A 21,574-nucleotide genomic window follows, 5' to 3' on the forward strand; every position below is an offset into this window, starting at 1 on the left:
TCGCGGCATCGACAGACCGCGGCCCCGCTCCGACGTCAGGGAGCGGGGCCGCGGTACGTCATGGTGCTCGTTACCGCAAGGGGGTGAAATCCCGGCTACCGAGGTAGTCGGGGCGCGGTGCGGGCGCCGAGAACGGATCCGTCAGGGTGTTCTCGACACTGTTGAACACGATGAAGAGGTTGGAACGCGCGAACGGCGTGATGTTGCCGTTCGAACCGTGCATGCAGTTGGAATCGAACACGGTGGCGGAGCCGGCCGGTCCGGTCATCATGTCGATGCCGTACTCGTTCGCCATCCGGGTGAGCGTCGGCTGATCGGGCGAACCCGTGGGTGGAACGTAGCTGACCAGCGATTCCTTGTAGTAGTCCTCGGGGGTCTCGCCGGCGCACGACACGAACGCGCGGTGAGATCCGGGCATGATCATCAGCCCGCCGTTGTGCCCGTAGTTCTCGGTGAGCGCGATCGAGATACTCGCGGCGCGAGGAGTGGGCATGCCGTCCTCGGCGTGCCAGGTCTCGAAGTCGGAGTGCCAGTAGAACGGGCCGCCGGAGTAACCGGGCTTGAAATTGAGTCGCGACTGGTGGACGTAGACGTCCGAACCGAGGATCTGCCGGGCGATACCCACCACCTCGGGGCGGCGGATGATCTCGTCGACGACGTCGCTGAGACGGTGGACGTCGAACACGGAACGGACGGCGCCGTCGCCGTTCTCCCGCACGACCCGGCCGTCGCCGCGCAGCGTATCGGTCCCGGCGAGGCGGGTCATCTCGTCGACCAGGTTGAACACGTCGCGTGGTGGGATGATCGACTCGGCGGAGTGATATCCGCGTTTGTCGTAGACGGCAATCTGATTCGCGGTGAGCGGACCGGAGCGGGAATCACCCCGTTTCTGGTCCGACCAGGTGACCGGGTCCTGGCGGACGGTCATCGTGCACTCGTTGCGGTCCCTCGTGGGGTAGTTGTCGGCTACGGCCGTACGCATAACTCGTGTTTCACCCTTTCGGATTGGACAACGCTTTACTCTTCCGACGTTCCCACTGGTCGTCGACGAATGCAACCCGGACACAGGTCCACCGAGGCCGGACTGGACCGCGACGGCGCGTCGCCGCGGTGGGATCGTCACGGGCATGATCGATTCGGCGGCGGTACTCGGAGTGGCGGCGATCGCCCTCGGCATGGTTCTCACACCGGGACCGAACATGGTGTATCTGGTCTCGCGCAGCATCACTCAGGGCAGGGCGGCGGGGCTGGTCTCGCTGGCCGGGGTCGCTCTCGGATTCCTGTGCTATCTGGCTGCTGCGACACTGGGCATTTCGGCGGTGTTCTCCGCCGTCCCGCAGGCGTACACCGCGCTGAAGCTGGCGGGCGCGTGCTACCTGGGCTGGCTGGCGTGGCAGGCGTTGCGGCCCGGCGGGCACGCGCCGTTCGCGCCTGCCCGCGGGCTGCCCCGGGATTCGTCCGCCCGGCTGTTCCTGATGGGGCTCACGACCAACCTGCTCAATCCGAAGATCGCGGTGATGTACCTGGCGCTGATCCCGCAGTTCGTCCACCCCGGCGCTGGGCCGGTGTGGTTGCAGAGCCTGCTGCTGGGCACCGTGCAGATCGTGGTCGCGCTCACCGTGAACGCGCTGATCGTCTGCGTCGCAGGAACTGTCGCGGCGTTCCTGTCCGGACGCCCGGTGTGGCTGCGTGCGCAGAAGTTCGTGATGGGAAGCGTCCTCGGCGGCCTCGCCGTTCACCTCGCTCTCGACCGGACGCGGCCCGCGACGGTCTGAACCGGCAGTGGCCTGAATTATGCACGCATGAGCATGTTTCGCGGGTACCGTCGGAAGCGACGACGACGAAGGGTGAGAGATGGCCGAGACCATGCGGGCGCAGCGATTCCATGCCGACACGAAAAGCATTGCGGTCGAAGATGTTCCGATTCCGGAACCCGGACCCGGTGAAGTGCTCGTCAAAGTGGAGTTCTGCGGCATCTGCCATTCCGACCTGAGCCTGATCGACGGCACGTTCCCCGCGCTCCTGCCCGAGGTGACGCAGGGCCACGAGGCGTCGGGCACCATCGCGAAACTCGGTGCCGGAGTGACCGGCTGGTCCGAGGGAGACCGCGTCGTGCCGTCCGCGGGCAGGCCCTGCTTTGCGTGCCGCAACTGCCGCCGCGGGGACCTCACGAACTGTCTGAGCATCCAGCTGATGGCGTTCGCCTACGACGGCGCGTGGGCCGAATACACGGTGGCGCAGGCGGGGGGACTGACCCGCATCCCGGACAACGTTCCGTTCGAGCAGGCGGCCATCCTCGCCGACGCGGTGTCGACGCCGTTCGGCGCGGTCGTGCGCACCGGCAAGGTGGTGGTCGGGGAGACCGTCGGCGTGTGGGGCGTGGGTGGAGTCGGCACCCACATCGTGCAGCTGGCGCGCCTGGTCGGAGCTGTCCCCGTGATCGCGTTCGACATCAATCCCGCTGTGCGGGAACGTGCCCTGGAGCTCGGGGCCGATTACGCATTCGACTCCCGGGACGAGAACCTGAAGGAGAAGGTCGCCGACGCGACGGGCGGCCGGATGCTCGACGTCGCGTTCGACGCGGCCGGACTGACAGTGACGTTCGAGCAGGCACTCGACTGCCTGACGGTGGGAGGCCGACTCGTGGCGGTCGGGCTGAGCGCCCAGGAGGCCTCGGTGGGCACCACCGCGCAGTTCGGACTGTCCCAGAAGCAGGTACTCGGCCACCTCGGCTACAAGAACGTGGACATCGAAACCCTCGCCGAACTGGTGTCCCGTGGCCGCCTCGACCTGTCACGGTCGATCAGCGAGATCATCCCGCTCGAGGACGTCGCAAAGGGCATCGAGAAGCTCGCGAACCACGAGGGAGACCCCATCCGGATCCTCGTCAAACCCTGACACCGGCAGGTGCCGGGATTCGGCTCACTGGGACCTGTCGGTGCCCCGCTGTACCGTCGGGCCATGGGATATGAATTTCAAGTCACAGTGGACTCGGAGAACCCGCATACCCTGGCCAAATGGTGGGCGCAGACGCTCGGCTGGGAGGTGGAGCCGAGCAACGAGGAGTTCATCCGCGGGCTCGTCCAGGCCGGCCACGCGCAGGAGTCCGACACCATGGAGTTCGAGGGTGTCCTGGTCTGGCGGGAGGGCCAGGCCATCCGCGATCCGGAGCACCCGGAGCGCCCGCGCGTGCTGTTCCAGCTGGTTCCCGAACGGAAGACGGTGAAGAACCGGCTCCACCTGGACATCAGGGTCGGCGACGCCCGCTACGAGGTCGCCGAGAAGCTGGAGCAGTCCGGCGCCACCGTGCTGCACCGCGGCCGCCAGGGACCGAGCGAGTGGGTCACGATGGCAGACCCCGAGGGCAACGAGTTCTGCGTCAGCTGACGCGCTGTCACGCTCCGCGGTAGGAACTCGGGGTGCTGCCGGTCCAGCGTTTGAAGGCGCGACGGAACGCGCTGGGCTCGGAGAAGCCGAGTCGCGCCGACAGGTCCTCCACGGTCTCGCCTCGTCGGAGCCCGGCCACGGCGGCGTCGCGGAGCACTTCCTCGCGCAGCTGATTCAGCGACGTCCCCTCCTGCCGGAGCAGGCGGCGCAGGTGGGGGACGCTGATCGACAGCATCTCCGCGATGTCCTCGGCCGTCGACGTCCGGCCTTTCATGCCCAGCTCGAGGACCCGGCGCACCTGCGCCGACGCCGTGCTGTCGTAGTCACGCTCCGACATCAGCAGCGTCGGTGACTCTCGGAGGTAGTCCTCGAGCGTCTCCTCGGTCTGGATGATGGGCGCCCGCATGACGGCGTTGTCGAATTCGACTGCGGGAATGTCGGAATCGAATGTCACGGGGACACCGAAGATGTGATCGTAGTTCTCGGCGAGGTGCGGCAGCGGCGCCGGATACGGCAGTTCCACTGCCAGCAACCGGACCCTCTTGCCCACGAGCCACGCCGCGAAACGATGAAGCAGGATCAGCAGGAAATCGGTGGTCACCCGCGTCGCCTCGAGCGACGACTGCACGTCCTCGGTGGACCGTTCGGCCGCGGCCGGGCGGATGTCGATGGTCATCCGGGTTCCGCCGTTGACACCGGGACCGATGTGCAGCGCGGGCAGCGACGGCAGGGCGCGCAGGATGTCGGCCATCCGCTCGAGAGCGGCGGACAGATCCGCGGTGTGGATCAGCGCGAGGCAGACGAGCCGAAACGTGCCGCGGGGGACCGGGGCCGGCCCGAGCCCGAACAATTCGTCGCCCGTGATCTGCCAGACCGCCTGGGTGAACGCGGTGACCTGGGTCGGCGTCAACCGGGCCAGCGGATCCTCCAGCGACGCCGTCGTGATTCCCGCCGCCGACAGCGCGGGGGAGAGATCGACCCCACTGCGCGCCGACAGCTCGAGCGATCGCCGGACGAAGTCGGCGGGGATGGTGCGGGCAGTCACGATCCGGGCTCCCCGAGGGTCCGGAGCCGCCGCGCCGCCTCCTCGAGCACGTGGTCCTGCTTGCAGAACGCGAACCGCACCAGCGGGTTCCACGGCTGCGGATGGTCGGTGAACACACTGACCGGCACCGCGGCCACGCCGATGCGCTCCGGGAGCCTGCGGCAGAAGTCGATGCCGTCGCGTTCGCCGATCGCGGTGATGTCGGCGCACAGGTAGTACGTGCCGCCGCCCGAATGGACCTCCAGACCGGACGCGACGAGCGCGTCGTAGAGCACGTCCCGCTTGGCCTGCAGACTGTCCCGCAGCTCTTTCACCCACTGCTGCTCGTGGCTCAGCGCATGCGCCACCGCGGGTTGGAACGGTCCGCCGCCGACGAAGGACATGTACTGCTTCGCGGTCCGGACGGCGTCGATCAGTTCCGCCGGACCGCACGCCCAGCCGATCTTCCACCCGGTGACGTTGAACGTCTTGGCGGCGCTCGACACCGAGACGGTCCGTTCGTACATTCCCGGCAGAGTGGCCAGGGCGGTGTGCGTTCGGCCGTCGAAGACCAGGTGTTCGTACACCTCGTCGCTGAGAACCAGCAGGTCGTGCTCGCAGGCCAGCTCCGCGACGGCGGCGATCTCCTCCGGGGTGAACACGGTGCCGGTCGGATTGTGTGGGGTGTTGATCACCAGCATCCGGGTCTTCGGTGTGATCGCGGCTCGCAGAGCGTCGAGGTCGACGACGAACTTCGTGCCGGAGCGGGCGAGCGGCACGCTGCGTCGCACCGCTCCCGCCAGCGCGACCGACGCTGCGTAGGAGTCGTAGTACGGCTCGATCAGCACCACTTCTTCACCCGGTTCGACCAGCCCCAGAATGGCGGCGCTGATGGCCTCGGTGGCGCCGACGGTGACCAGCACCTCCGAGTCGGGGTCGTGGTCGAGCCCGTACCGGGCCAGGCGGTCGGCCGCGACAGCGTGTCGGAGCACGGGCATGCCGGGGCCGGGTGGGTACTGGTTGAGCCCGTCCGCGATGGCTCGGCGCGCGGTGTCGAGCATGGACGCGGGACCGTCGGTGTCGGGGAAACCCTGGCCGAGGTTGATGGCGTCGTGGCGCACGGCGAGCGCGGTCATCTCGGCAAAGATGGTGGACGCGAACGGCTGCAAGCGCTGGACGGTGCGGTTGCGCGGCGTTGCGGGCATTACTGCAGCGTAGTCGGTGTGGCGGCGAGGGTTGCACAGGGCCGCGTCACGTTCTGCGGGGCTGTCTCGTCTTCTCTGTAGACGGCGCGCGAAGGGCGCCCGGTGACGATGGAGGACGCAATGCCCCGCATTCCCGCAGTGGCCCCGGCGGACGCGAGCCCGCTGGTGAAGGTCGCCTACAAATATGCTGCCCACAAGTTCGACGAGGTGCCCGAGCCGTTCACCGTGCTCGCCCATCACCGCAAGCTGTTCGTCGCCTCGGCCCGGCACGAGCTGGCGGTGCAGAAGGCGTCGACCGTGCTTCCCGCGAACGTGCGGGAGATCGCCGTCTACCGCGTGGCGTGGACGATCGGCTGCTCGTGGTGCGTGGACTTCGGCACGATGCTGCAACGCCTCGACGGCCTCGACGTGGAGCGGCTCCAGCACATCGCCGATTACGCCGACTCGCCCGCGTACAGCGAGGACGAGCGCGCGGCCATCGCATACGCCGACGCGATGACGGCGACGCCCACCACGGTCACCGACGAACAGGTGGCAGACCTCGAGCGCCGGTTCGGCCGGGCGGGTGTCGTCGAACTGTCCTACCAGATCGGCATCGAGAACATGCGCGCCCGGATGTACTCGGCGCTGGGCATCACGGAGCAGGGTTTCGGCACCGATTCGTGCCGGGTGCCGTGGGCCGACGACGCCGCGGTCACGAAGGAAGGCCCGGGAGCCTGATCCCGCCGAACTTCTCCGGATTGGCGATGTCGTACGCCGCGTAGACGAGTCCGTCCCGGACGGTGAACCCACCCACTCGCGGCGGCGAGCTGCGGTGGGCCTCGTCGCCGGTGAGTGCGGCACTGAAGAAGCCCAGCTGGCCGTTGACCAGGACCGGCTGCATGACGGTGAACACCGCCGGCCCGTACCGTTCGATGAGACCGAGGAAGAAGCGGGCGAACTTGTCCGCGCCGCGGATGACGTTGACGGCGGTGCTCGTGGTGCCGTTGGCGTCGCCGATGACGAGGGCATCCGGGTGCAGCGCCGCGACCACCGCGTCGAGGTCGCCGGCGGCGAGTGCCTCGAGCAGTCGCTGCACGGCGAGCGCATGCTCCTCGTCGGGAACGGCGGGTGTGGTTGCGGCAGCGGCCTTGCGGGCCCGCGACGCGAGCTGACGCGCCGCGGGCGTCTCGATTCCGAGAATCCCGGCTACCTCGTCGAACGGCACCCCGAAACCGTCGTGCAGCACGAACGCAACCCGTTGCGCAGGGGTGAGCGTGTCGAGCACGATCAGCGCGGCGAGGCGGTTGTCCTCGTCCCGGACGACCGCTTCCAGCGGGTCCGGCTCGGCTGACGGCGACAGTCCGGTGACGATGGGTTCCGGAAGCCATTGGCCGACATACTGTTCCCTCCGCACCGCGGCCGACCGCAACCGGTCGAGGCAGATCCGCCCGACCACCGTCGTGAGCCACGGCCGGAGGTCGCGGATGTTCGCGGCGTCCGCGTCGTCGAGTCGTAGCCACGACTCCTGCACGGCGTCCTCCGCGTCGCTGACGCTTCCCGTCAGCCGGTACGCTACGGAGAGCAGATGCGGCCGGTGGGACTCGAATTCGTCTACCAGCGTCGCAGTGGGCATGCCGATATCCTACGTGCGGTCCAGACATAAAATCCGTCGTGTGCGTAACCGTTGACCCTGGTGGTGGGTCCGGACGTATGGTGTGGCGACCACACCACGTCCAGGGAGTCTGCCATGTTCCAGTGTTTCGGCTGTCGTAGCTGACCTGGCTTTTTCGCACCCCTTTTTCTTCTGCACGTCCTGCTCACCCGTCCGGCGTCCGCCGGGCGGGTTCGGGAGTGCGCTCGCAGGACCCGCCGCTTCGTCGTGGGCGGGCATCACACACTAGGAAGACCTTCGATGATTCGTCCACGTTTCGCGCGGACTCTGGCCGCAGCGGCCGCCCTTCTCACATTCACCAGCCTTGCTGTCGCGTGCTCCGGTTCCGAGACCACCACGACAGCCGACGGAAAGACGGTGTTGCGCTACGAGGGGACCACGGGACAGGTCTCGTTCCCGGAACTCGCGGCCGACCTGGGCTACTACCAGAAGGTCGAACTGAACTGGATCGGCGACACCACCAGTGGGCCGCAGAGCATCCAGAATGCCGCCACGGGGCAGACCGACTTCGGTGGCGCGTTCAACGGTGCGGTGTTGAAGCTGGCCGCGGCCGATTCGCCGATCACGTCCGTCATCGGCTACTACGGCTCCGACAAGGAGACGTTCAACGGGTACTACGTGCTCGACGGAAGCCCGATCACGTCGGCACGTGACCTGATCGGCAAGAAGGTCGGGATGAACACGCTCGGCGCGCACCACGAGTTCCTCGTGCGTGAGTGGCTGGCGCGGGAGGGCCTGACCCCCGACGAGATCAAGCAGGTCGAGTTGACCGTCGTTCCGCCGGTGAACACCGAACAGGCGCTGCGGCAGGGTCAGATCGACGTCGGCACGCTCGGAAGCGTGTTCCGCGACAAGGCGGTCGAACGCGGCGGCATCCGCCCGCTGTTCACCGACGAATCCATCTTCGGTTCCTTCACCTACGGTTCGCTGCTGTTCCGCGACGACTTCATCGCGAAGAACAAGGACGCCGTCGCGGACTTCGTGCAGGGCACGGCCCGCGCGATCCGCTGGACCCAGACGACTCCGCGCGACGACGTGATCGCGAAGTACAAGGACATCATCACCAAGCGCGGCCGCAACGAGACCACCGACCTCGTCGACTACTGGAAGACGCCGGGTGTGGCGGGTCCCGGTGGCGTGATCACCGACAAGGAGATTCAGACCTGGATCGACTGGCTGGTCCGCAACGGGGAACTCGAGGACGGCAAGCTCACGCCCGCCGACGTCTACACCAACGAGTACAACCCGTACGCCAACGGCACGTACCCCGCCGACAGCGGCCCCGACGGACAAGCGCTGGCCGCCAAGTGAACTCCACCCCAGATCCCCACGAGAAGAAAGTGATGTCGATGTCCCACTTCCGGCGCGGCGCCGTGCGCGCCCTCGCGGCAACCGCAGCACTGTTCACGTTGGCCTCGGGAGTGGCGGGGTGCGCCGGCGCGTCCGATACCGCCACCACCGAGGACGGGAAGACGGTCCTGCGCTACCAGGGATGGGCCGGTGACGTGGGATTCCACGAACTCGCCGAGGACCTGGGGTATTACGACAAGATCACGCTCGAATGGGTCGGCGACACCACCAGCGGCCCGCAGGACATCCAGTCGGCGGCCACCGGTGACATCGAGTTCGGCTCGGCCTTCAACGGAGCCGTCGTCAAGCTCAATGCCGCGGGGGCACCGATCACGTCGGTGCTGAGTTCCTACGGTGCGGATGCCGGCGAGTACACGGGCTACTTCGTGCTGGACGGCAGCCTCATTCGCTCGGCGCGCGACCTGATCGGCAAGAAGGTCGGGATGAACACGCTCGGTGCGCACCACGAGTTCCTGGTCCGGGAGTGGCTGGCCCAGCAGGGGTTGACCCAGGACGAGATCAAACAGGTGGAGCTGACCGTGGTTCCGCCGGTGAACAACGAAACGGCCCTGCGCGAAGGTCAGATCGACGTGGCCGCCATCAACGGCATCTTCCGCGAAACAGCCCAGGAGCGTGGGGGTATCCGGCCGCTGTTCACGGACCGGGATCTGTTCGGCGCATTCAGCTACGGAACCTACGTGGTGCGCGACGACTTCCTGGCGAAGAACAAGGACGCCGTTGCGGACTTCGTGCAGGGCACGGCCCGGGCCATCCGATGGACCCAGGTGACTCCGCGTGAGGAGGTCGTCGCACGGTTCAAGAGCATCATCGACAAGCGTGGCCGCAACGAGAGCGACGAGGCCATCGACTACTGGCGCAGCTCCGGGATTCCTGTCGCCGGGGCCGTGATCCAGGAGAAGGAACTGCAGACCTGGGTCGACTGGCTCGTCCGCAACGGTGAGCTCGACGAGGGCAAGTTGACCGCAACCGACCTCTACACCAACGAATTCAACCCGTACGCCAACGGCACGTTCCACCCCGAGAGCGGGCCCGACGGAGAAGTACTGGAAGGACAGAAATGAGCACCACCGCCTCGAACCCCGATCGGGTTCAGACGCCCAAGCTCCGCCTCGAGCACGTCACCAAACAGTTCGACGTGCGAGGGTCCAAGGACAAGTTCACCGCGATCGAGGACATCGACATCGATCTCGCAGACGGCGAATTCCTCGTCCTCGTCGGGCCGAGTGGTTGCGGGAAGTCCACGCTGCTCGACCTGCTCGGCGGACTCAGCACCCCCACGTCGGGCCGGATCCTGCTCGACGGGCAGCCGGTGACCGGGCCCGGTCTCGACCGCGGAATCGTCTTCCAGCAGTACGCACTCCTGCCGTGGCGGACGGCCCGGCACAACATCGAATTCGGGCTCGAGGCCAAGGGACTGCCCAAGAAGGAACGGCGCGAACTGGCCGAGCACTACCTCGAGCTCGTCGGCTTGAAGGGCTTCGGCGACCGGTACCCGCACGAGCTGTCGGGCGGCATGAAGCAGCGCGTCGCGATCGCCCGCAGCCTCGCGTTCGATCCCGAGGTGCTGCTGATGGACGAGCCGTTCGCGGCGCTCGACGCGCAGACCCGTGAGTCGCTGCAGGACGAACTGCTACGCATCTGGAAGGCCACCGGCAAGACCATCCTGTTCATCACGCACGGCATCGACGAGGCCATCTACCTCGGGCAGCGGGTCGCCGTCCTGACGTCGCGGCCCGGCCGGGTGAAGACGTTCGTGGACATCGACATCGACCGCAGCGGCGAGGACGTCCGGTCCAACGAGCAGTTCCGGCACTACCGCCACCGCATCTGGACGCTGCTGCACGGCGAAGTGGAGCGTGCACAGGTAATCGAGAAGGAGGAAGCACATGTCTAGCGCACTCGCGTCACCGGAAGCTCCCGTCGCAATCGATCGACCCGGGACCTCGGCTCCGTCGCCCGCTTCCACCCCGCCGCAGCCGGGTGCTGTCCAGCGTGCCGGTGCGGCACTGCGTCCGATCGCCTGGCGGATCCTCAAGCCGTCCGTCGCGATCGTCGCCTTCCTGGCACTGTGGGAGATCGCTCCGCGGGTCGGTCTCGTCGACGAGGTGTTCCTTCCCCCGTTCACCACGGTGGTCGAGGCATTCTTCGATCTGCTCAAGAGCGGTGAGCTGTGGCAGCACGTGTCCGCCAGCCTCTCCCGCGCCCTGATCGGATTCTTCGTGGCGGTCGTGATCGCGATCCCGCTGGGCATCGCGATCGCCTGGTACCGCCCGGTGTCGGACTTCCTGAACCCGATCCTGGAGCTGTTCCGCAACACGGCGGCGCTGGCGTTGCTCCCCGTGTTCATCCTGATCCTCGGCATCGGTGAGGAGTCCAAGATCGCCCTGGTGATCTACGCGTGCACCTTCCCGATCCTGCTGAACACGATCTCCGGTGTGCGCACCGTCGACCCGTTGCTGATCAAGTCGGCGTCCTCGCTGGGACTGTCGCCCGTGCGCCTGTTCCAGAAGGTCGTGCTGCCCGCCGCCGTTCCCACCATCTTCACCGGAATCCGCATGGCGGCGGCGTCGTCGATCCTCGTGCTGATCGCCGCCGAGATGGTCGGGGCCAAGGCAGGCCTCGGCTACCTGATCACCGCCTCCCAGTTCAACTTCCAGATCCCCAACATGTATGCGGGCATCGTCGCGATCTCTGTTCTCGGGCTGACGCTCAACGCCGTTCTCGTACTGATCGAACGCAGGCTGTCCCGCTGGCGGGTCTAGTCACTTACCGGAAAAGAAACTCCACATGTCACAGGATTCCCAGTTCCACCTCAACGCCTTTCTCATGGGTGTGGGACATCACGAGGCGGCGTGGCGCCATCCCCGCACCGAGGCGCACCGCGTTCTGGACGTCGCACACTTCCAGGAACTCGGCCGGATCGCGGAGCGGGGCAAGCTCGATTCCGTGTTCTTCGCGGACGGTCTCGCCGTCGGACCGCGGATCAAGCACAACACGCAGGCGATCTTCGAGCCCGTCACGTTGCTGTCGGCGATCGCCGTCGCCACCGAACACGTGGGACTGATCGCCACGGCCTCCACGAGCTACTCCGACCCGTACAACCTGGCACGCAAGTTCACGTCGCTCGACCACATCAGCGGCGGCCGGGCAGGGTGGAACATCGTGACTTCGGCCGGTGCGGACGAGGCGGCGAACTTCGGCGTCGACGGCATCCCCGCCCACAGCGGACGGTACGAGCGCGCAGAGGAATTCGTCGACGTCACGCTCGCCCTGTGGGACAGCTGGGAGGACGGCGCGGTGGTGCTCGACCCGGAGACCGGCGTGTTCGCCGACCCCGGCAAGGTCCACACCATCGACCACGACGGGCCGCGGTTCCGGGTCAAGGGGCCGCTCAACTCGCCGAGGTCCGCCCAGGGGCGGCCGCTGCTGGTGCAGGCCGGCTCGTCCGAGAGCGGCAAGGAGTTCGCCGCGCGGTACGCCGAGGCCGTCTTCACCGCACAGCGCACCCTGGAGCAGGGTCAGGAGTTCTACCGCGACCTCGAGGCGCGTGTCGTCAAGCACGGCCGCAATGCCGGCGACCTGAAGGTGCTCCCCGGCATCGTGCCGTTCATCGCGGACACCGAGGAGGAGGCGAAGGCGCTCGAGCAGTCGTTCACCGACCTGATCTCGCCCGAGTACTCGCTGCGGCAGCTGTCCACGATGCTCGGTGTCGACCTCACGAAGCATTCCCTCGACGCCCCGCTTCCGCCGCTTCCGCCGCTGGACGAGATCCAGGGCAACAAGAGCCGCTACCAGCTGGTGAAGGATCTCGCCGCGGACGGTTCGCTCACCGTCCGGCAGCTGATCGGGCTGCTCGGTGGCGGACGCGGGCACCGCACGTTCGCCGGCACGCCCGAACAGGTGGCCGACGAACTGCAGACGTGGTTCGAGCAGGGCGCGGCCGACGGTTTCAACATCATGCCGCCCTACCTGCCCGGCGGACTGGACGACTTCGTCGACCGTGTCGTCCCGATCCTGCAGCAGCGCGGACTGTTCCGGACGGAGTACACCGCGACCACCCTGCGCGGTCACTACGGTCTCACGGACGTCGGTAACCGGTTCGCGGGCGCGGTCGACGAAGCGAGCGCATGAGCGGCGAGACCGGTCTGAAACCTCTCGTCACCACCGTCTTCGTCCCCGCCGCGATCTTCGGCATCGGCCAGGGGGCCGCCGCCCCGGTCATGGCACTGACGGCCCGCGAACTGGGTGCGTCCGTGGCCGTGTCCGGGCTGATCGTCGCGGTCGTCGGGCTCGGCGCCGTCCTGGGCGACCTGCCCGCGGGCCGGATCGTCGCCAGGTTCGGGGAGCGGCGGTCCATCATCGGCGGCAGTACCGTCGGCGCCGCCGGAGTGCTGGTCTGTCTGCTCGCGCAGACACCGTGGATGCTGGGTGTGGGCGCACTGCTGACCGGGCTCGCCAACGCCGTGTGGGGGCTGGCCCGCCAGAGCTACCTGGCCGACGCCGTGCCGATCGGGCTGCGCGCCCGGGCGATGTCGTCGTTCGCGGCGATGTGGCGGCTCGGCTTCTTCGTGGGACCGCTGCTCGGTGCCGCCGTGATCCTTGTGGTCGGCGCCCGGGGCGGATTCATGGTGCAGTTCGTCGGCGTCGTGCTGTCCGGATGGCTGATGTCGAGAGTCCCCGACCCGCCGAGGCGCCCCGCAGGCACCGCCGGTACCCACGCGACGCTGCCGTCGATTGTGCGCCGGCACCGGAAGTTGCTGGCCACGCTCGGCGCCGGGTCGCTCCTGATGGGGGCGGCCCGCGCCTCGCGGGAGGCGGTGCTGCCACTGTGGGCTGCCCATCTCGGACTCGATGCCGCCCAGGTCAGTCTCGTCTTCGGAGTCGGAGCGGCGGTCGATCTGCTGTGCTCGTATCCGGCCGGACACTTCATGGACCGGTACGGCCGCCGGTTCATCGCGGTGCCGTCGCTTCTGGTGATCGGGGCGTCCTACCTGGCGTTGCCGTTTTCGCACGACCTCCTGTCGATCGGTGTCGTCGCCGTCCTGATGGGAATCGGCAACGGGCTCGGCAACGGCGTGATCATGACGCTCGGCGCCGACATCTCCCCACCGGCGACGCGCGCCGAATTCCTCGCCGCCTGGCGGCTCACCCACGACACCGGCATGTTCGCCGGACCCTTCGGCGTCGGCACGCTCGCCGCGGTGGTTCCGCTCGGGGCTGCCGTCGCCGCGATCGGGGCAGCGGCGCTGGTCGGCGCCGGACTCCTGTTCCGGTTCATCCCGGTCTATTCCCCGTGGCCACCGCCGACCGCGTCGGAGCCCGGTTCCTCACCGCTCGAAAAACAGGAAGCATAGGTACATTCGTTTCATGCGCTTCGGATTGTTCGTTCCTCAAGGTTGGCGACTGGATCTCGTCGGAATCGATCCCTCGGATCAGTGGTCGGTGATGCGCGACTTCGCGTTGCGCGCCGATCAGGGTTCGTCCTGGGATTCGCTGTGGGTCTACGACCACTTCCATACCGTCCCGGCACCGACGGAGGAGGCCACGCACGAGGCGTGGACCCTCATGTCCGCGTTCGCGGCGGTCACCTCGCGGGTGCGTCTCGGCCAGATGTGTACGGCGATGAGCTACCGCAACCCCGCCTACCTCGCGAAGGTCGCCGCCACCACCGACCTCATCTCGGGCGGACGCGTCGAGATGGGCATCGGCGGCGGCTGGTACGAGCACGAGTGGAAAGCGTACGGATACGGATTCCCCTCCGCCGGTGTGCGTCTCGGCCGACTCGACGAGGGCGTGCAGATCATGCGTCAGGCCTGGACCAACGGCACCGCGACCCTCGAAGGCAAGCACTACCAGGTCGACGGAGCCATCGTCCGCCCACTTCCGTTGCAGGAAGGCGGCATTCCACTGTGGATCGCCGGCGGCGGCGAGAAGGTGACGTTGAAGATCGCGGCAAAGTACGCGCAGTACACCAACTTCGACGGCACACCCGAGGGCTTCGCGCAGAAATCCGAGATCCTGCGGAAGCACTGCGACACCGTCGGCACCGACTTCGACGCCATCACCCGCTCGGCCAACTACAACGTCGCGATCGGCACCACCGAGGCGGAGGTCGAGCAGCGGTTGCTCACCCTGAAGGACCGGCTCACCCCCCACGTCGGCGCCGAGGCCGCCGAGGGTGCGCTGGGAGCCTTCCGCGGAATGCCCGGCGTGGGAACGCCGGAGCAGATCGTCGAGAAGCTGTCGGTGCTGAAGGAGCAGGGCATGTCCTACGGCATCTTCTACTTCCCCGAAGCCGCGTACGACACCTCGGGCATCGAACTGTTCGAGAACGAAGTGCTGCCCGCGCTGCGTTGATCAGCGGACCGCGTTACCGGGCATAGAGTGGCGGGCATGTTCGTCGTCACCCTCGCCGCCGACAACGTGTGGCTGAGCCCGCCGGTCGTCACCGACGTCGACGAGATCTGCGCGGCGTGCAGCGACGCGTCGATAGCCGAGTGGACGACGATGCCCGCGCCGTACGGCCGCTCGGACGCCGAGCAGTTCGTGCGGCAGACGGTGCCGTCCGGCTGGGCCGACCGCAGTCCCACCTGGGCGCTGCGCGAACGCGAGGACGGTCCCGTGCTGGGGATGATCGGACTGATGGCTCGGGACGTGACGGCGGCGGAGATCGGATACTGGCTGTCGCCGGCGGCACGGTCGCGGGGTCTCATGACGACCGCGGTGAACCTGGTGTGCGATTTCGCGTTCCGGCCGGACAGCCTGGGGCTAGAACGCATCGAATGGCGCGCGTTCGTCGGCAATCTCGACTCGGCGGCGGTCGCCCGCCGGGTGGGCTTCCGGTTCGAGGGCATCCAGCGCGCCGGGCTCGTGCAGCGCGGCGTCCGGCGCGATTCGTGGGTGGCCGCCCTGCTCGCAGGCGACCCGCGGCAACCGGCCGAAGGCTGGCCCGACTAGCGGCCGATCAGCGCAGGCCCTCCGGAAGGTCGTGCTCGGACACCGCGACTCGCTGCTCGGGGCTGGTCCGGATCTGCTCGGACTCGGGGATCCGGCTCTGCAGGAAATCCCATTCGACCTGATCGATGGCGTCCTCCGCGCGGGAACGCACGGCCGCGTCGCGGGTGCCCCACGCGATCGGCATCGGGCTGACCATCTCCCACGTGTCGGCGTCGTTGCGGGTGCTGCGGTCGTTCAGGAGTGCGACGGACGGCACCCTGTCGCCCACCCGCTGCTTCTGACCGGTCCGGATCGGAACGTTGCGAGTGACGAGGGCGTACGACGCCCGGCCCGCCGAGGGCTTCGCGACGTCGATCAGCGACAGCAGGGTGACCGCGCGGGGATGGACCTCCGAGACGACCGCAGGCACCAGCGGGCTCTTCGCGTACAACTCCTCGATGCTGCCGACCTTCTTCGGCACCCAGAACGCCACCCACACGGACGTCAGCGCGGCGATCGCCACGACGACACCGAGGATGATCGACCAGGGGTGGGCGAGCAGGATCAGACCGGCAGCGGCGGCCGCGAACAGCAGCGCCACCACGATCGCCGACACCTGCAGGCGTCGCATGTCGGCGAACGTCTGGTTGACAGACTTCGCGTAGGGCCGGTCGACGGTGAACTCGAAATGTCGCACGGCCCCAGCTTAGAGCCCCCGGTCCGGGGGCCGGCGGTTACCCGATGGCCGGGCCCAGCAGGTCGTCGGCGTCGGTGATCCGGTACGCGTACCCCTGCTCGGCGAGGAAGCGCTGCCGGTGTGCGGCGTACTCGGCGTCGAGCGTGTCGCGGGCCACCACCGAGTAGAAGTGGGCCTGGCCGCCGTCGTGCTTGGGTCGCAGCAGGCGGCCCAGACGCTGAGCCTCCTCCTGGCGAGAACCGAACGTACCCGAAACCTGAACGGCGACAGACGCTTCCGGCAGGTCGATCGAGAAGTTCGCGACCTTGCTGACGACCAGCGTCTGGATCTCGCCCGCCCGGAAACGGTCGAACAGTTCCTCCCGCTCCTTGTTCTTGGTCGACCCCTTGATGACCGGGGCGTTCAACGCCTCACCCAGTTCGTCGAGCTGGTCGAGGTACGCGCCGATGATCAACGTCGGTGCGTCGGTGTGCCGTTCCAGGATCGACTTCACCACCGCGATCTTGGTGTGCGCGGTGGAACACAGCTTGTACCGCTCATCGGGTTCGGCGACCGCGTACGACATCCGTTCGGCGTCCGTCAGCGTCACCCGCACCTCCACGCAGTCGGCGGGCGCGATCCACCCCTGCGCCTCGATGTCCTTCCACGGCGCGTCGTACCGCTTGGGTCCGATCAGCGAGAACACGTCGCCCTCACGGCCGTCCTCGCGCACCAGGGTGGCGGTGAGGCCGAGGCGTCGACGGGACTGCAGGTCGGCGGTCATGCGGAACACCGGTGCGGGCAGGAGGTGCACCTCGTCGTAGATCACGAGACCCCAGTCGCGGGAATCGAACAGTTCCAGATGCTTGTATTCGCCCTTGGTGCGCCGGGTGATCACCTGGTACGTGGCGATCGTGACCGGGCGGATCTCCTTGCGCTCGCCCGAGTACTCGCCGATCTCCTCCTCGGTGAGCGACGTGCGCGCGATCAGCTCGCGCTTCCACTGCCGTCCCGCGACCGTGTTCGTCACCAGGATCAACGTGGTGGCCTTCGCCTTGGCCATCGCCGCCGCACCGACCATCGTCTTACCCGCACCACAGGGCAGGACGACGACGCCGGACCCGCCCGCCCAGAACGAGTCGGCGGCCATCTCCTGATAGTCGCGCAGGTGCCACTGGCCGTCCGCGGACCCGGGGGACGTGCCGTCGAAGTCCAGGTCGATGGCGTGCGCCTCGCCGTCGACGTACCCGGCAAGATCCTCCGCCGGCCAGCCGACCTTGAGCAGCAACTGCTTGAGACGGCCGCGCTCGCTCGGGTGGACCACGACCGTGTCGTCGTCGACCCGGGCACCGAGCATCGGGGCGATCTTCTTGTGCCGGGTCACCTCGGTGAGGACCGCGCGGTCCAGGCTGACCAGCGTCAGACCGTGGGCCGGGTTCTTCACCAGCTGCAGCCGCCCGTACCGGGCCATCGTGTCGACGATGTCGACCAGCAGCGGCTGGGGCACCGCGTACCGGGAGAAGTTGACCAGCGCATCGACCACCTGCTCGGCGTCGTGTCCGGCGGCGCGCGCGTTCCACAAGGCCAGCGGGGTGATCCGGTAGGTGTGGACGTGTTCGGGCGCGCGCTCGAGTTCCGCGAACGGCGCGATCGCCTGGCGGGCGTCGTTCGCGCGTTCGTGATCGACCTCCAACAGCAGGGTCTTGTCGGATTGGACGATCAACGGTCCGTCGGTCACGGAAGCCTCCTCGAAAATGCGGTGCCGGATGTAGCCAGCCTGTCCATTGTCCTGATCTGAGCGACACCGCGCCACGTCGCAGCCTCCGACGCGGCGCGATACCTGCACATCCGCGGCGGTCGGGGCCTAAATTGAGGTGCAGCCGGATGGATCGACCCAGAGACGAGGCTCGCGATGACCCAGCCCCCCGACGACCCCAACCGTCCCGATCCGAACGTCCCCGGCGAACCGCCGAACAACCCGCAGCAACCGTACCCGCAAGGTGGGCCGCAGCAGCCCTACCAGCAGGGGCAGTACCCGCAGCAGCCGTACCCGCAGGGGCAGTACGGGCAGCAGCCCGGTCAGTACCCGCCGGGCCGGTACGGGCAGCAGCCCGGCCAGTATCCGCCCGGCCAGTACCCGCCGCCGCCGAAGAAATCGCGGAAGGGGTTGTTCATCACTCTCGGTGTCGTCGCCGTCGTGATTCTCGCCGCCATCGCCGCGTTCGGTGTGTTCGCCGTGAGGAGCGCCGACAAGAACGCTCTCGACGTCGGCGACTGCCTGTTCTTCGAATCCGCGTCGACGACCGCGGCCGACACCTCACACGAGAAGCGGGACTGCTCCGACAGCGAGGCCACGTACGAGGTGGCGCAGAAGAACGACGGCGACGTCCAGTGCGCGGAAGACTACTTCTCCTACACCCTCGTGAGCGAGGACGAGGGCGTGCAGACCACGCTCTGCCTCGTTCCGAACATGATCGAGGGGTCCTGCTACCTGCTCGAGGACGACGGCCGGATCGTGCCGTCCGACTGCACCGACACGCAGACCGTCAAGGTCGTCAGACGCGCGGACGGCGAGAACGACGAAACCCTGTGCAACGAGTTCGACACCGCATTCCCCATCGCGTTCTCCGAACCCGAGCGCACGTACTGCATCGAGGTCAATCTGGGTGGCTAGCGCCGCGTGAGTACTTGTTAACCGCGGGACGTTAGTAAGTACTCACAGGGAGTTAAATTCACGGGAATCGAGTCCGTTGAACTGCACGTTCCCCTTCGTTAGCGTTCGAGATCTACCGAGATCACTGCGCACGGGGAAGGTGGGAACGATGGCGCGAACCCAGCCCGACACCCGGCGTGGTGCCGGCCGTTCCGGCGCCAGCGCGGGCACGGTGCTGCGCACCGTCCTCGACCGCGGGCCGGTCGCGCGCAGCACGATCGCACGGGTCACCGGGGTCTCACCCGCGACGGTGACCACCGCCAGCGCACAGCTCGTCGAACGCGGTCTACTGCGGGAACTGCCGGAGATCTCGGGACCCACCGGTCTGGGACGGCCACACGTCCCGGTGGACCTCGACGACAGCCGTTTCGTCGTCTACGGCATCCATCTGGCGATGACCCACGTGACCACAGCGTTGCTCGACCTGCGCGGGCAGGTGCTGGCGCGATCCCGTGATCCGCACCTCGGGCTGGGACCGGCCGAGATCCTGCGGAACGCGGTGACGACCCTCGAGGCGCTGGCCGCCCGACACGGCGACGTATCCGTCCCGATCGGCGTCGGTTTCGCGGCCGGCGGCTGGATCGACTCGGAATCGGGTGTGGTGCCTGAGCATCCGATCCCGGGATGGAACGGGTACCCGGTCAGGGCGGATCTCGAGCACCGCACCGGTCTGGACGTCCGGATGGATTCGCACGCGCGCGCCCTCATCGACGCGGAGGTGTTGTTCGGGGAGCCGCGGGCGCGGGACAGCGTGGTGCAGCTCTTCGTCGGGAACGTGGTGGACGCCGCATTCGCGACCGGAGGCGTGGTCCACCACGGTCCTCGCGCGGCGGCAGGCGCGGTGGCGCACGTGCCCGTCGAGAACAGTGTCGAGGAGTGCACCTGCGGACGTACCGGATGCGTGCAGGCCACCCTGTCGGATCGGGTGCTGGTGCGCAGGGCGATGCAACTCGGCATCATCGAGCGGCCGATCTTCGGCGACCTTCTCGACGCGGGTCGACGTCGGCAGCCGGCGGCACTGGCACTGTTCGAGGAACGGGCGCACTCCGTGGGGGTGGTCGCAGCGCGTCTGCTCGACCTGTTCAATCCGGAGGTCCTGATCGTCTGCGACCAAGGCGTGAGCCGGATTCCGGGTTCTCTCGACACGGTTCGGCGAGCAGTCGGGGAGTCGTCGGCGACGTGTGACGACCCCTCACGGTCCGTGTTGTCCACCAGTTTTCCCCGGCGGGCACTGCCGTTATCCGCCGGCTCCGTGATCCTCGCGGAGCTCTACCGGGCGCCTCTCACCAGCTTCGTGCGGCCGTTGGCCGGCATATCGTGACGTGTATCACAGGTCCGGAGTTAATTCGGTGGGAAGCTATGTTGACGTCGATTGCACTGGATCGCAAGGATATTGGTGTGAACACCACCATGGCGGACAGCGTGCGTACATCCTCGTGTTGCTCCGAGTCCTGTTGTCGCCGCTCGCGACCGGGTCGCATCTGACGTCTCCGCGCTGACCTCGGCGGACGCTCGAAATACCTTTCTGTTCTTCCTTTCTCGCTCCATTGTGGCACTCGACCGACCACGTCCGGTGTGCCCGACCGGAGATCACATCCTTCGAAGGATCATTCATGTCCAGTTCACTCGTGTCTTCCGCCGGGTATCGCCGCCTCACACGCACCGCCTTCGCCGGCGTCGTGGCGCTCGGGCTCGCGTCCTGCACCTCCGGTTCCTCCGGCGGGCTGGCTCTCGATGACGCTGTGCCCGATCAGGTTCCGGAGGGAACCTCGCTCAGCGTGTCGATCAAGACCACCCGGCTTCAGCTCGAGGCGACCGATCAGCTCGCGGAACCCTCACCGTCGGCACCCTGATTGCCTTCGTGCTCTACGTCGAACTGTTCTTCGCTCCCGTGCAACAGCTTTCGCAGGTGTTCGACGGCTACCAGCAGGCGGTGATCGGACTCGGCCGACTGCGGGGTCTGATGCGGACACCGACCACCACGCCGCAGGCGGGCGAGCCGATCGTCCTCGACCGCCTCCAGGGCGGCATCGTGTTCGACGACGTCCATTTCGCGTACGAATCCGGCAAGGGAGAGGCGCTGCGAGGGGTGGCGCTTCGCATCGAACCGGGCGAGACGGTCGCCCTCGTCGGCCAGACCGGCGCGGGCAAGTCGACGGTGCTCAAGTTGCTCGCCCGGTTCTACGACCCCACCGACGGCGCGGTGCGGATCGACGGTATCGACACCCGGTCACTGGACCTCGCGTCGTTCCGGCAGCGACTCGGTGTCGTTCCGCAGGAGCCGCACCTGTTCGGCGCCACCGTCCGCGACGCCGTCGCCTACGGGCGCCCGGACGCGACCGACGCGGAGGTCGAGGCCGCCAGCCGAGCGGTCGGGGCCCCCCCAGATGGTGTCCCGGCTCGCCCTCGGCTACCTGCAGCCGATCGGGGAGCACGGGCGCAACCTGTCGGCCGGGCAACGTCAGTTGCTGGCCCTCGCCCGCGCCGAATTGGTGGACCCCGACATCCTGCTGCTGGACGAGGCCACGGCATCACTGGACCTGGCCACGGAGGAACGCGTCCGGCTCGCAACCGAGAACCTGTCCCGGCGGCGCACCGGTTGAGCACC

The 21,574-nt window shown here is 67.7% G+C and carries 22 protein-coding genes and 1 pseudogene; 17 read left to right on the forward strand and 6 right to left on the reverse strand.

Features of this window, described 5'->3' with window-relative positions:
• Positions 1-70 precede the first annotated feature (70 nt).
• Positions 71-982, reverse strand: coding sequence for an ectoine hydroxylase (thpD, locus tag HGB39_RS18765; protein ID WP_005571809.1), 912 nt, complete (start codon positions 980-982; stop codon positions 71-73).
• Positions 983-1,127: 145 nt separating this feature from the next.
• Between thpD and HGB39_RS18770 the strand changes: the two genes are divergently transcribed.
• The 3 genes from HGB39_RS18770 (at position 1,128) to HGB39_RS18780 (ending at position 3,387) form a co-directional block, all read left to right on the forward strand.
• On the forward strand, positions 1,128-1,775 hold the full coding sequence (locus HGB39_RS18770; protein ID WP_005255230.1) for a LysE family translocator: 648 nt from the start codon (positions 1,128-1,130) through the stop codon (positions 1,773-1,775).
• Between the two features lie 79 nt (positions 1,776-1,854).
• Complete coding sequence (locus HGB39_RS18775; RefSeq protein ID WP_005571812.1) at positions 1,855-2,898, forward strand: zinc-binding dehydrogenase; 1,044 nt, start codon at positions 1,855-1,857, stop codon at positions 2,896-2,898.
• A 63-nt stretch (positions 2,899-2,961) separates the two neighbouring features.
• Positions 2,962-3,387, forward strand: coding sequence for a VOC family protein (locus HGB39_RS18780; protein WP_005255234.1), 426 nt, complete (start codon positions 2,962-2,964; stop codon positions 3,385-3,387).
• A 7-nt stretch (positions 3,388-3,394) separates the two neighbouring features.
• Here HGB39_RS18780 and HGB39_RS18785 read toward each other — a convergent pair whose 3' ends face one another.
• On the reverse strand, positions 3,395-4,432 hold the full coding sequence (locus HGB39_RS18785) for an AraC family transcriptional regulator (RefSeq protein ID WP_064080136.1): 1,038 nt from the start codon (positions 4,430-4,432) through the stop codon (positions 3,395-3,397).
• On the reverse strand, positions 4,429-5,616 hold the full coding sequence (locus HGB39_RS18790; RefSeq protein WP_005255237.1) for a pyridoxal phosphate-dependent aminotransferase: 1,188 nt from the start codon (positions 5,614-5,616) through the stop codon (positions 4,429-4,431). Before HGB39_RS18790 ends, HGB39_RS18785 begins: the two co-directional genes overlap by 4 nt.
• A 120-nt stretch (positions 5,617-5,736) precedes the next feature.
• Between HGB39_RS18790 and HGB39_RS18795 the strand changes: the two genes are divergently transcribed.
• Positions 5,737-6,336, forward strand: coding sequence for a carboxymuconolactone decarboxylase family protein (locus HGB39_RS18795; RefSeq protein ID WP_005244202.1), 600 nt, complete (start codon positions 5,737-5,739; stop codon positions 6,334-6,336).
• Here the strand turns inward: HGB39_RS18795 and HGB39_RS18800 are convergent.
• On the reverse strand, positions 6,311-7,231 hold the full coding sequence (locus HGB39_RS18800; RefSeq protein WP_005561794.1) for a sigma-70 family RNA polymerase sigma factor: 921 nt from the start codon (positions 7,229-7,231) through the stop codon (positions 6,311-6,313). The two genes, HGB39_RS18795 and HGB39_RS18800, sit on opposite strands and share 26 nt — an antisense overlap.
• Before the next feature lie 279 nt (positions 7,232-7,510).
• On the opposite strand from HGB39_RS18800, the gene HGB39_RS18805 reads away from it, so the two are divergent.
• From HGB39_RS18805 to HGB39_RS18840, 8 genes are read left to right on the forward strand one after another with little or no spacing between them, the layout of a single operon-like run.
• Positions 7,511-8,581, forward strand: coding sequence for an ABC transporter substrate-binding protein (locus HGB39_RS18805; RefSeq protein WP_005561795.1), 1,071 nt, complete (start codon positions 7,511-7,513; stop codon positions 8,579-8,581).
• A gap of 32 nt (positions 8,582-8,613) precedes the next feature.
• Positions 8,614-9,702, forward strand: coding sequence for an ABC transporter substrate-binding protein (locus tag HGB39_RS18810; RefSeq protein WP_043787407.1), 1,089 nt, complete (start codon positions 8,614-8,616; stop codon positions 9,700-9,702).
• A complete protein-coding gene (locus tag HGB39_RS18815) occupies positions 9,699-10,535 on the forward strand; it encodes an ABC transporter ATP-binding protein (RefSeq protein ID WP_005244194.1) in 837 nt (278 codons plus the stop codon). Before HGB39_RS18810 ends, HGB39_RS18815 begins: the two co-directional genes overlap by 4 nt.
• On the forward strand, positions 10,528-11,403 hold the full coding sequence (locus HGB39_RS18820; RefSeq protein WP_005561797.1) for an ABC transporter permease: 876 nt from the start codon (positions 10,528-10,530) through the stop codon (positions 11,401-11,403). Before HGB39_RS18815 ends, HGB39_RS18820 begins: the two co-directional genes overlap by 8 nt.
• A 25-nt stretch (positions 11,404-11,428) precedes the next feature.
• The gene (locus HGB39_RS18825; protein ID WP_005561798.1) at positions 11,429-12,772 is read left to right on the forward strand and encodes an LLM class flavin-dependent oxidoreductase; all 1,344 of its coding nucleotides are present in this window, start codon (positions 11,429-11,431) and stop codon (positions 12,770-12,772) included.
• Complete coding sequence (locus HGB39_RS18830; RefSeq protein ID WP_005255259.1) at positions 12,769-13,995, forward strand: MFS transporter; 1,227 nt, start codon at positions 12,769-12,771, stop codon at positions 13,993-13,995. Before HGB39_RS18825 ends, HGB39_RS18830 begins: the two co-directional genes overlap by 4 nt.
• A 13-nt stretch (positions 13,996-14,008) precedes the next feature.
• Positions 14,009-14,998 carry an LLM class F420-dependent oxidoreductase gene (locus tag HGB39_RS18835; RefSeq protein WP_005564039.1) on the forward strand — a complete coding sequence of 330 codons (990 nt, stop codon included), beginning with the start codon at positions 14,009-14,011 and terminating at the stop codon, positions 14,996-14,998.
• A 36-nt stretch (positions 14,999-15,034) separates the two neighbouring features.
• The gene (locus tag HGB39_RS18840; protein ID WP_005564036.1) at positions 15,035-15,598 is read left to right on the forward strand and encodes a GNAT family N-acetyltransferase; all 564 of its coding nucleotides are present in this window, start codon (positions 15,035-15,037) and stop codon (positions 15,596-15,598) included.
• 7 nt (positions 15,599-15,605) lie between these two features.
• Here the strand turns inward: HGB39_RS18840 and HGB39_RS18845 are convergent, their stop codons facing one another.
• A complete protein-coding gene (locus HGB39_RS18845; RefSeq protein WP_005564035.1) occupies positions 15,606-16,274 on the reverse strand; it encodes a DUF3239 domain-containing protein in 669 nt (222 codons plus the stop codon).
• 37 nt (positions 16,275-16,311) lie between these two features.
• Positions 16,312-17,991: a DNA repair helicase XPB gene (locus tag HGB39_RS18850; RefSeq protein WP_005244182.1), complete on the reverse strand. Its 1,680-nt coding sequence runs from the start codon at positions 17,989-17,991 to the stop codon at positions 16,312-16,314.
• Positions 17,992-18,165: 174 nt separating this feature from the next.
• Here HGB39_RS18850 and HGB39_RS18855 point away from each other — a divergent pair, with 174 nt between their 5' ends.
• The 5 genes and pseudogenes from HGB39_RS18855 (at position 18,166) to HGB39_RS39620 (ending at position 21,569) form a co-directional block, all read left to right on the forward strand.
• Entirely contained in the window at positions 18,166-18,927 is a 762-nt protein-coding gene (locus tag HGB39_RS18855; protein ID WP_005564378.1) for an LppU/SCO3897 family protein, read from the forward strand.
• 148 nt (positions 18,928-19,075) lie between these two features.
• Positions 19,076-20,287, forward strand: a complete 1,212-nt coding sequence (locus tag HGB39_RS18860; protein ID WP_064080135.1) for an ROK family transcriptional regulator — start codon at positions 19,076-19,078, stop codon at positions 20,285-20,287.
• Positions 20,288-20,579: 292 nt separating this feature from the next.
• Entirely contained in the window at positions 20,580-20,819 is a 240-nt protein-coding gene (locus HGB39_RS18865) for a hypothetical protein (RefSeq protein ID WP_005561579.1), read from the forward strand.
• A 110-nt stretch (positions 20,820-20,929) separates the two neighbouring features.
• A pseudogene (locus HGB39_RS39615) lies at positions 20,930-21,286 on the forward strand (ATP-binding cassette domain-containing protein); the annotation flags it as partial.
• Positions 21,287-21,353: 67 nt separating this feature from the next.
• Positions 21,354-21,569 carry an ATP-binding cassette domain-containing protein gene (locus tag HGB39_RS39620; RefSeq protein WP_005572437.1) on the forward strand — a complete coding sequence of 72 codons (216 nt, stop codon included), beginning with the start codon at positions 21,354-21,356 and terminating at the stop codon, positions 21,567-21,569.
• The last annotated feature ends 5 nt before the right edge of the window (positions 21,570-21,574 follow it).

Source organism: Rhodococcus opacus, from assembly GCF_012396235.1.
Lineage (GTDB): Bacteria > Actinomycetota > Actinomycetes > Mycobacteriales > Mycobacteriaceae > Rhodococcus_F > Rhodococcus_F opacus.

Coding starts and splice junctions, on each gene's coding strand:
- thpD (WP_005571809.1), bottom strand. CDS start 982: ATGCGTACGGCCGTAGCCGACAACTACCCCACGAGGGACCGCAACGAG.
- HGB39_RS18770 (WP_005255230.1), top strand. CDS start 1,128: ATGATCGATTCGGCGGCGGTACTCGGAGTGGCGGCGATCGCCCTCGGC.
- HGB39_RS18775 (WP_005571812.1), top strand. CDS start 1,855: ATGGCCGAGACCATGCGGGCGCAGCGATTCCATGCCGACACGAAAAGC.
- HGB39_RS18780 (WP_005255234.1), top strand. CDS start 2,962: ATGGGATATGAATTTCAAGTCACAGTGGACTCGGAGAACCCGCATACC.
- HGB39_RS18790 (WP_005255237.1), bottom strand. CDS start 5,616: ATGCCCGCAACGCCGCGCAACCGCACCGTCCAGCGCTTGCAGCCGTTC.
- HGB39_RS18795 (WP_005244202.1), top strand. CDS start 5,737: ATGCCCCGCATTCCCGCAGTGGCCCCGGCGGACGCGAGCCCGCTGGTG.
- HGB39_RS18800 (WP_005561794.1), bottom strand. CDS start 7,231: ATGCCCACTGCGACGCTGGTAGACGAATTCGAGTCCCACCGGCCGCAT.
- HGB39_RS18805 (WP_005561795.1), top strand. CDS start 7,511: ATGATTCGTCCACGTTTCGCGCGGACTCTGGCCGCAGCGGCCGCCCTT.
- HGB39_RS18810 (WP_043787407.1), top strand. CDS start 8,614: ATGTCGATGTCCCACTTCCGGCGCGGCGCCGTGCGCGCCCTCGCGGCA.
- HGB39_RS18815 (WP_005244194.1), top strand. CDS start 9,699: ATGAGCACCACCGCCTCGAACCCCGATCGGGTTCAGACGCCCAAGCTC.
- HGB39_RS18820 (WP_005561797.1), top strand. CDS start 10,528: ATGTCTAGCGCACTCGCGTCACCGGAAGCTCCCGTCGCAATCGATCGA.
- HGB39_RS18825 (WP_005561798.1), top strand. CDS start 11,429: ATGTCACAGGATTCCCAGTTCCACCTCAACGCCTTTCTCATGGGTGTG.
- HGB39_RS18830 (WP_005255259.1), top strand. CDS start 12,769: ATGAGCGGCGAGACCGGTCTGAAACCTCTCGTCACCACCGTCTTCGTC.
- HGB39_RS18835 (WP_005564039.1), top strand. CDS start 14,009: ATGCGCTTCGGATTGTTCGTTCCTCAAGGTTGGCGACTGGATCTCGTC.
- HGB39_RS18840 (WP_005564036.1), top strand. CDS start 15,035: ATGTTCGTCGTCACCCTCGCCGCCGACAACGTGTGGCTGAGCCCGCCG.
- HGB39_RS18855 (WP_005564378.1), top strand. CDS start 18,166: ATGACCCAGCCCCCCGACGACCCCAACCGTCCCGATCCGAACGTCCCC.
- HGB39_RS18860 (WP_064080135.1), top strand. CDS start 19,076: ATGGCGCGAACCCAGCCCGACACCCGGCGTGGTGCCGGCCGTTCCGGC.
- HGB39_RS18865 (WP_005561579.1), top strand. CDS start 20,580: ATGTCCAGTTCACTCGTGTCTTCCGCCGGGTATCGCCGCCTCACACGC.
- HGB39_RS39620 (WP_005572437.1), top strand. CDS start 21,354: ATGGTGTCCCGGCTCGCCCTCGGCTACCTGCAGCCGATCGGGGAGCAC.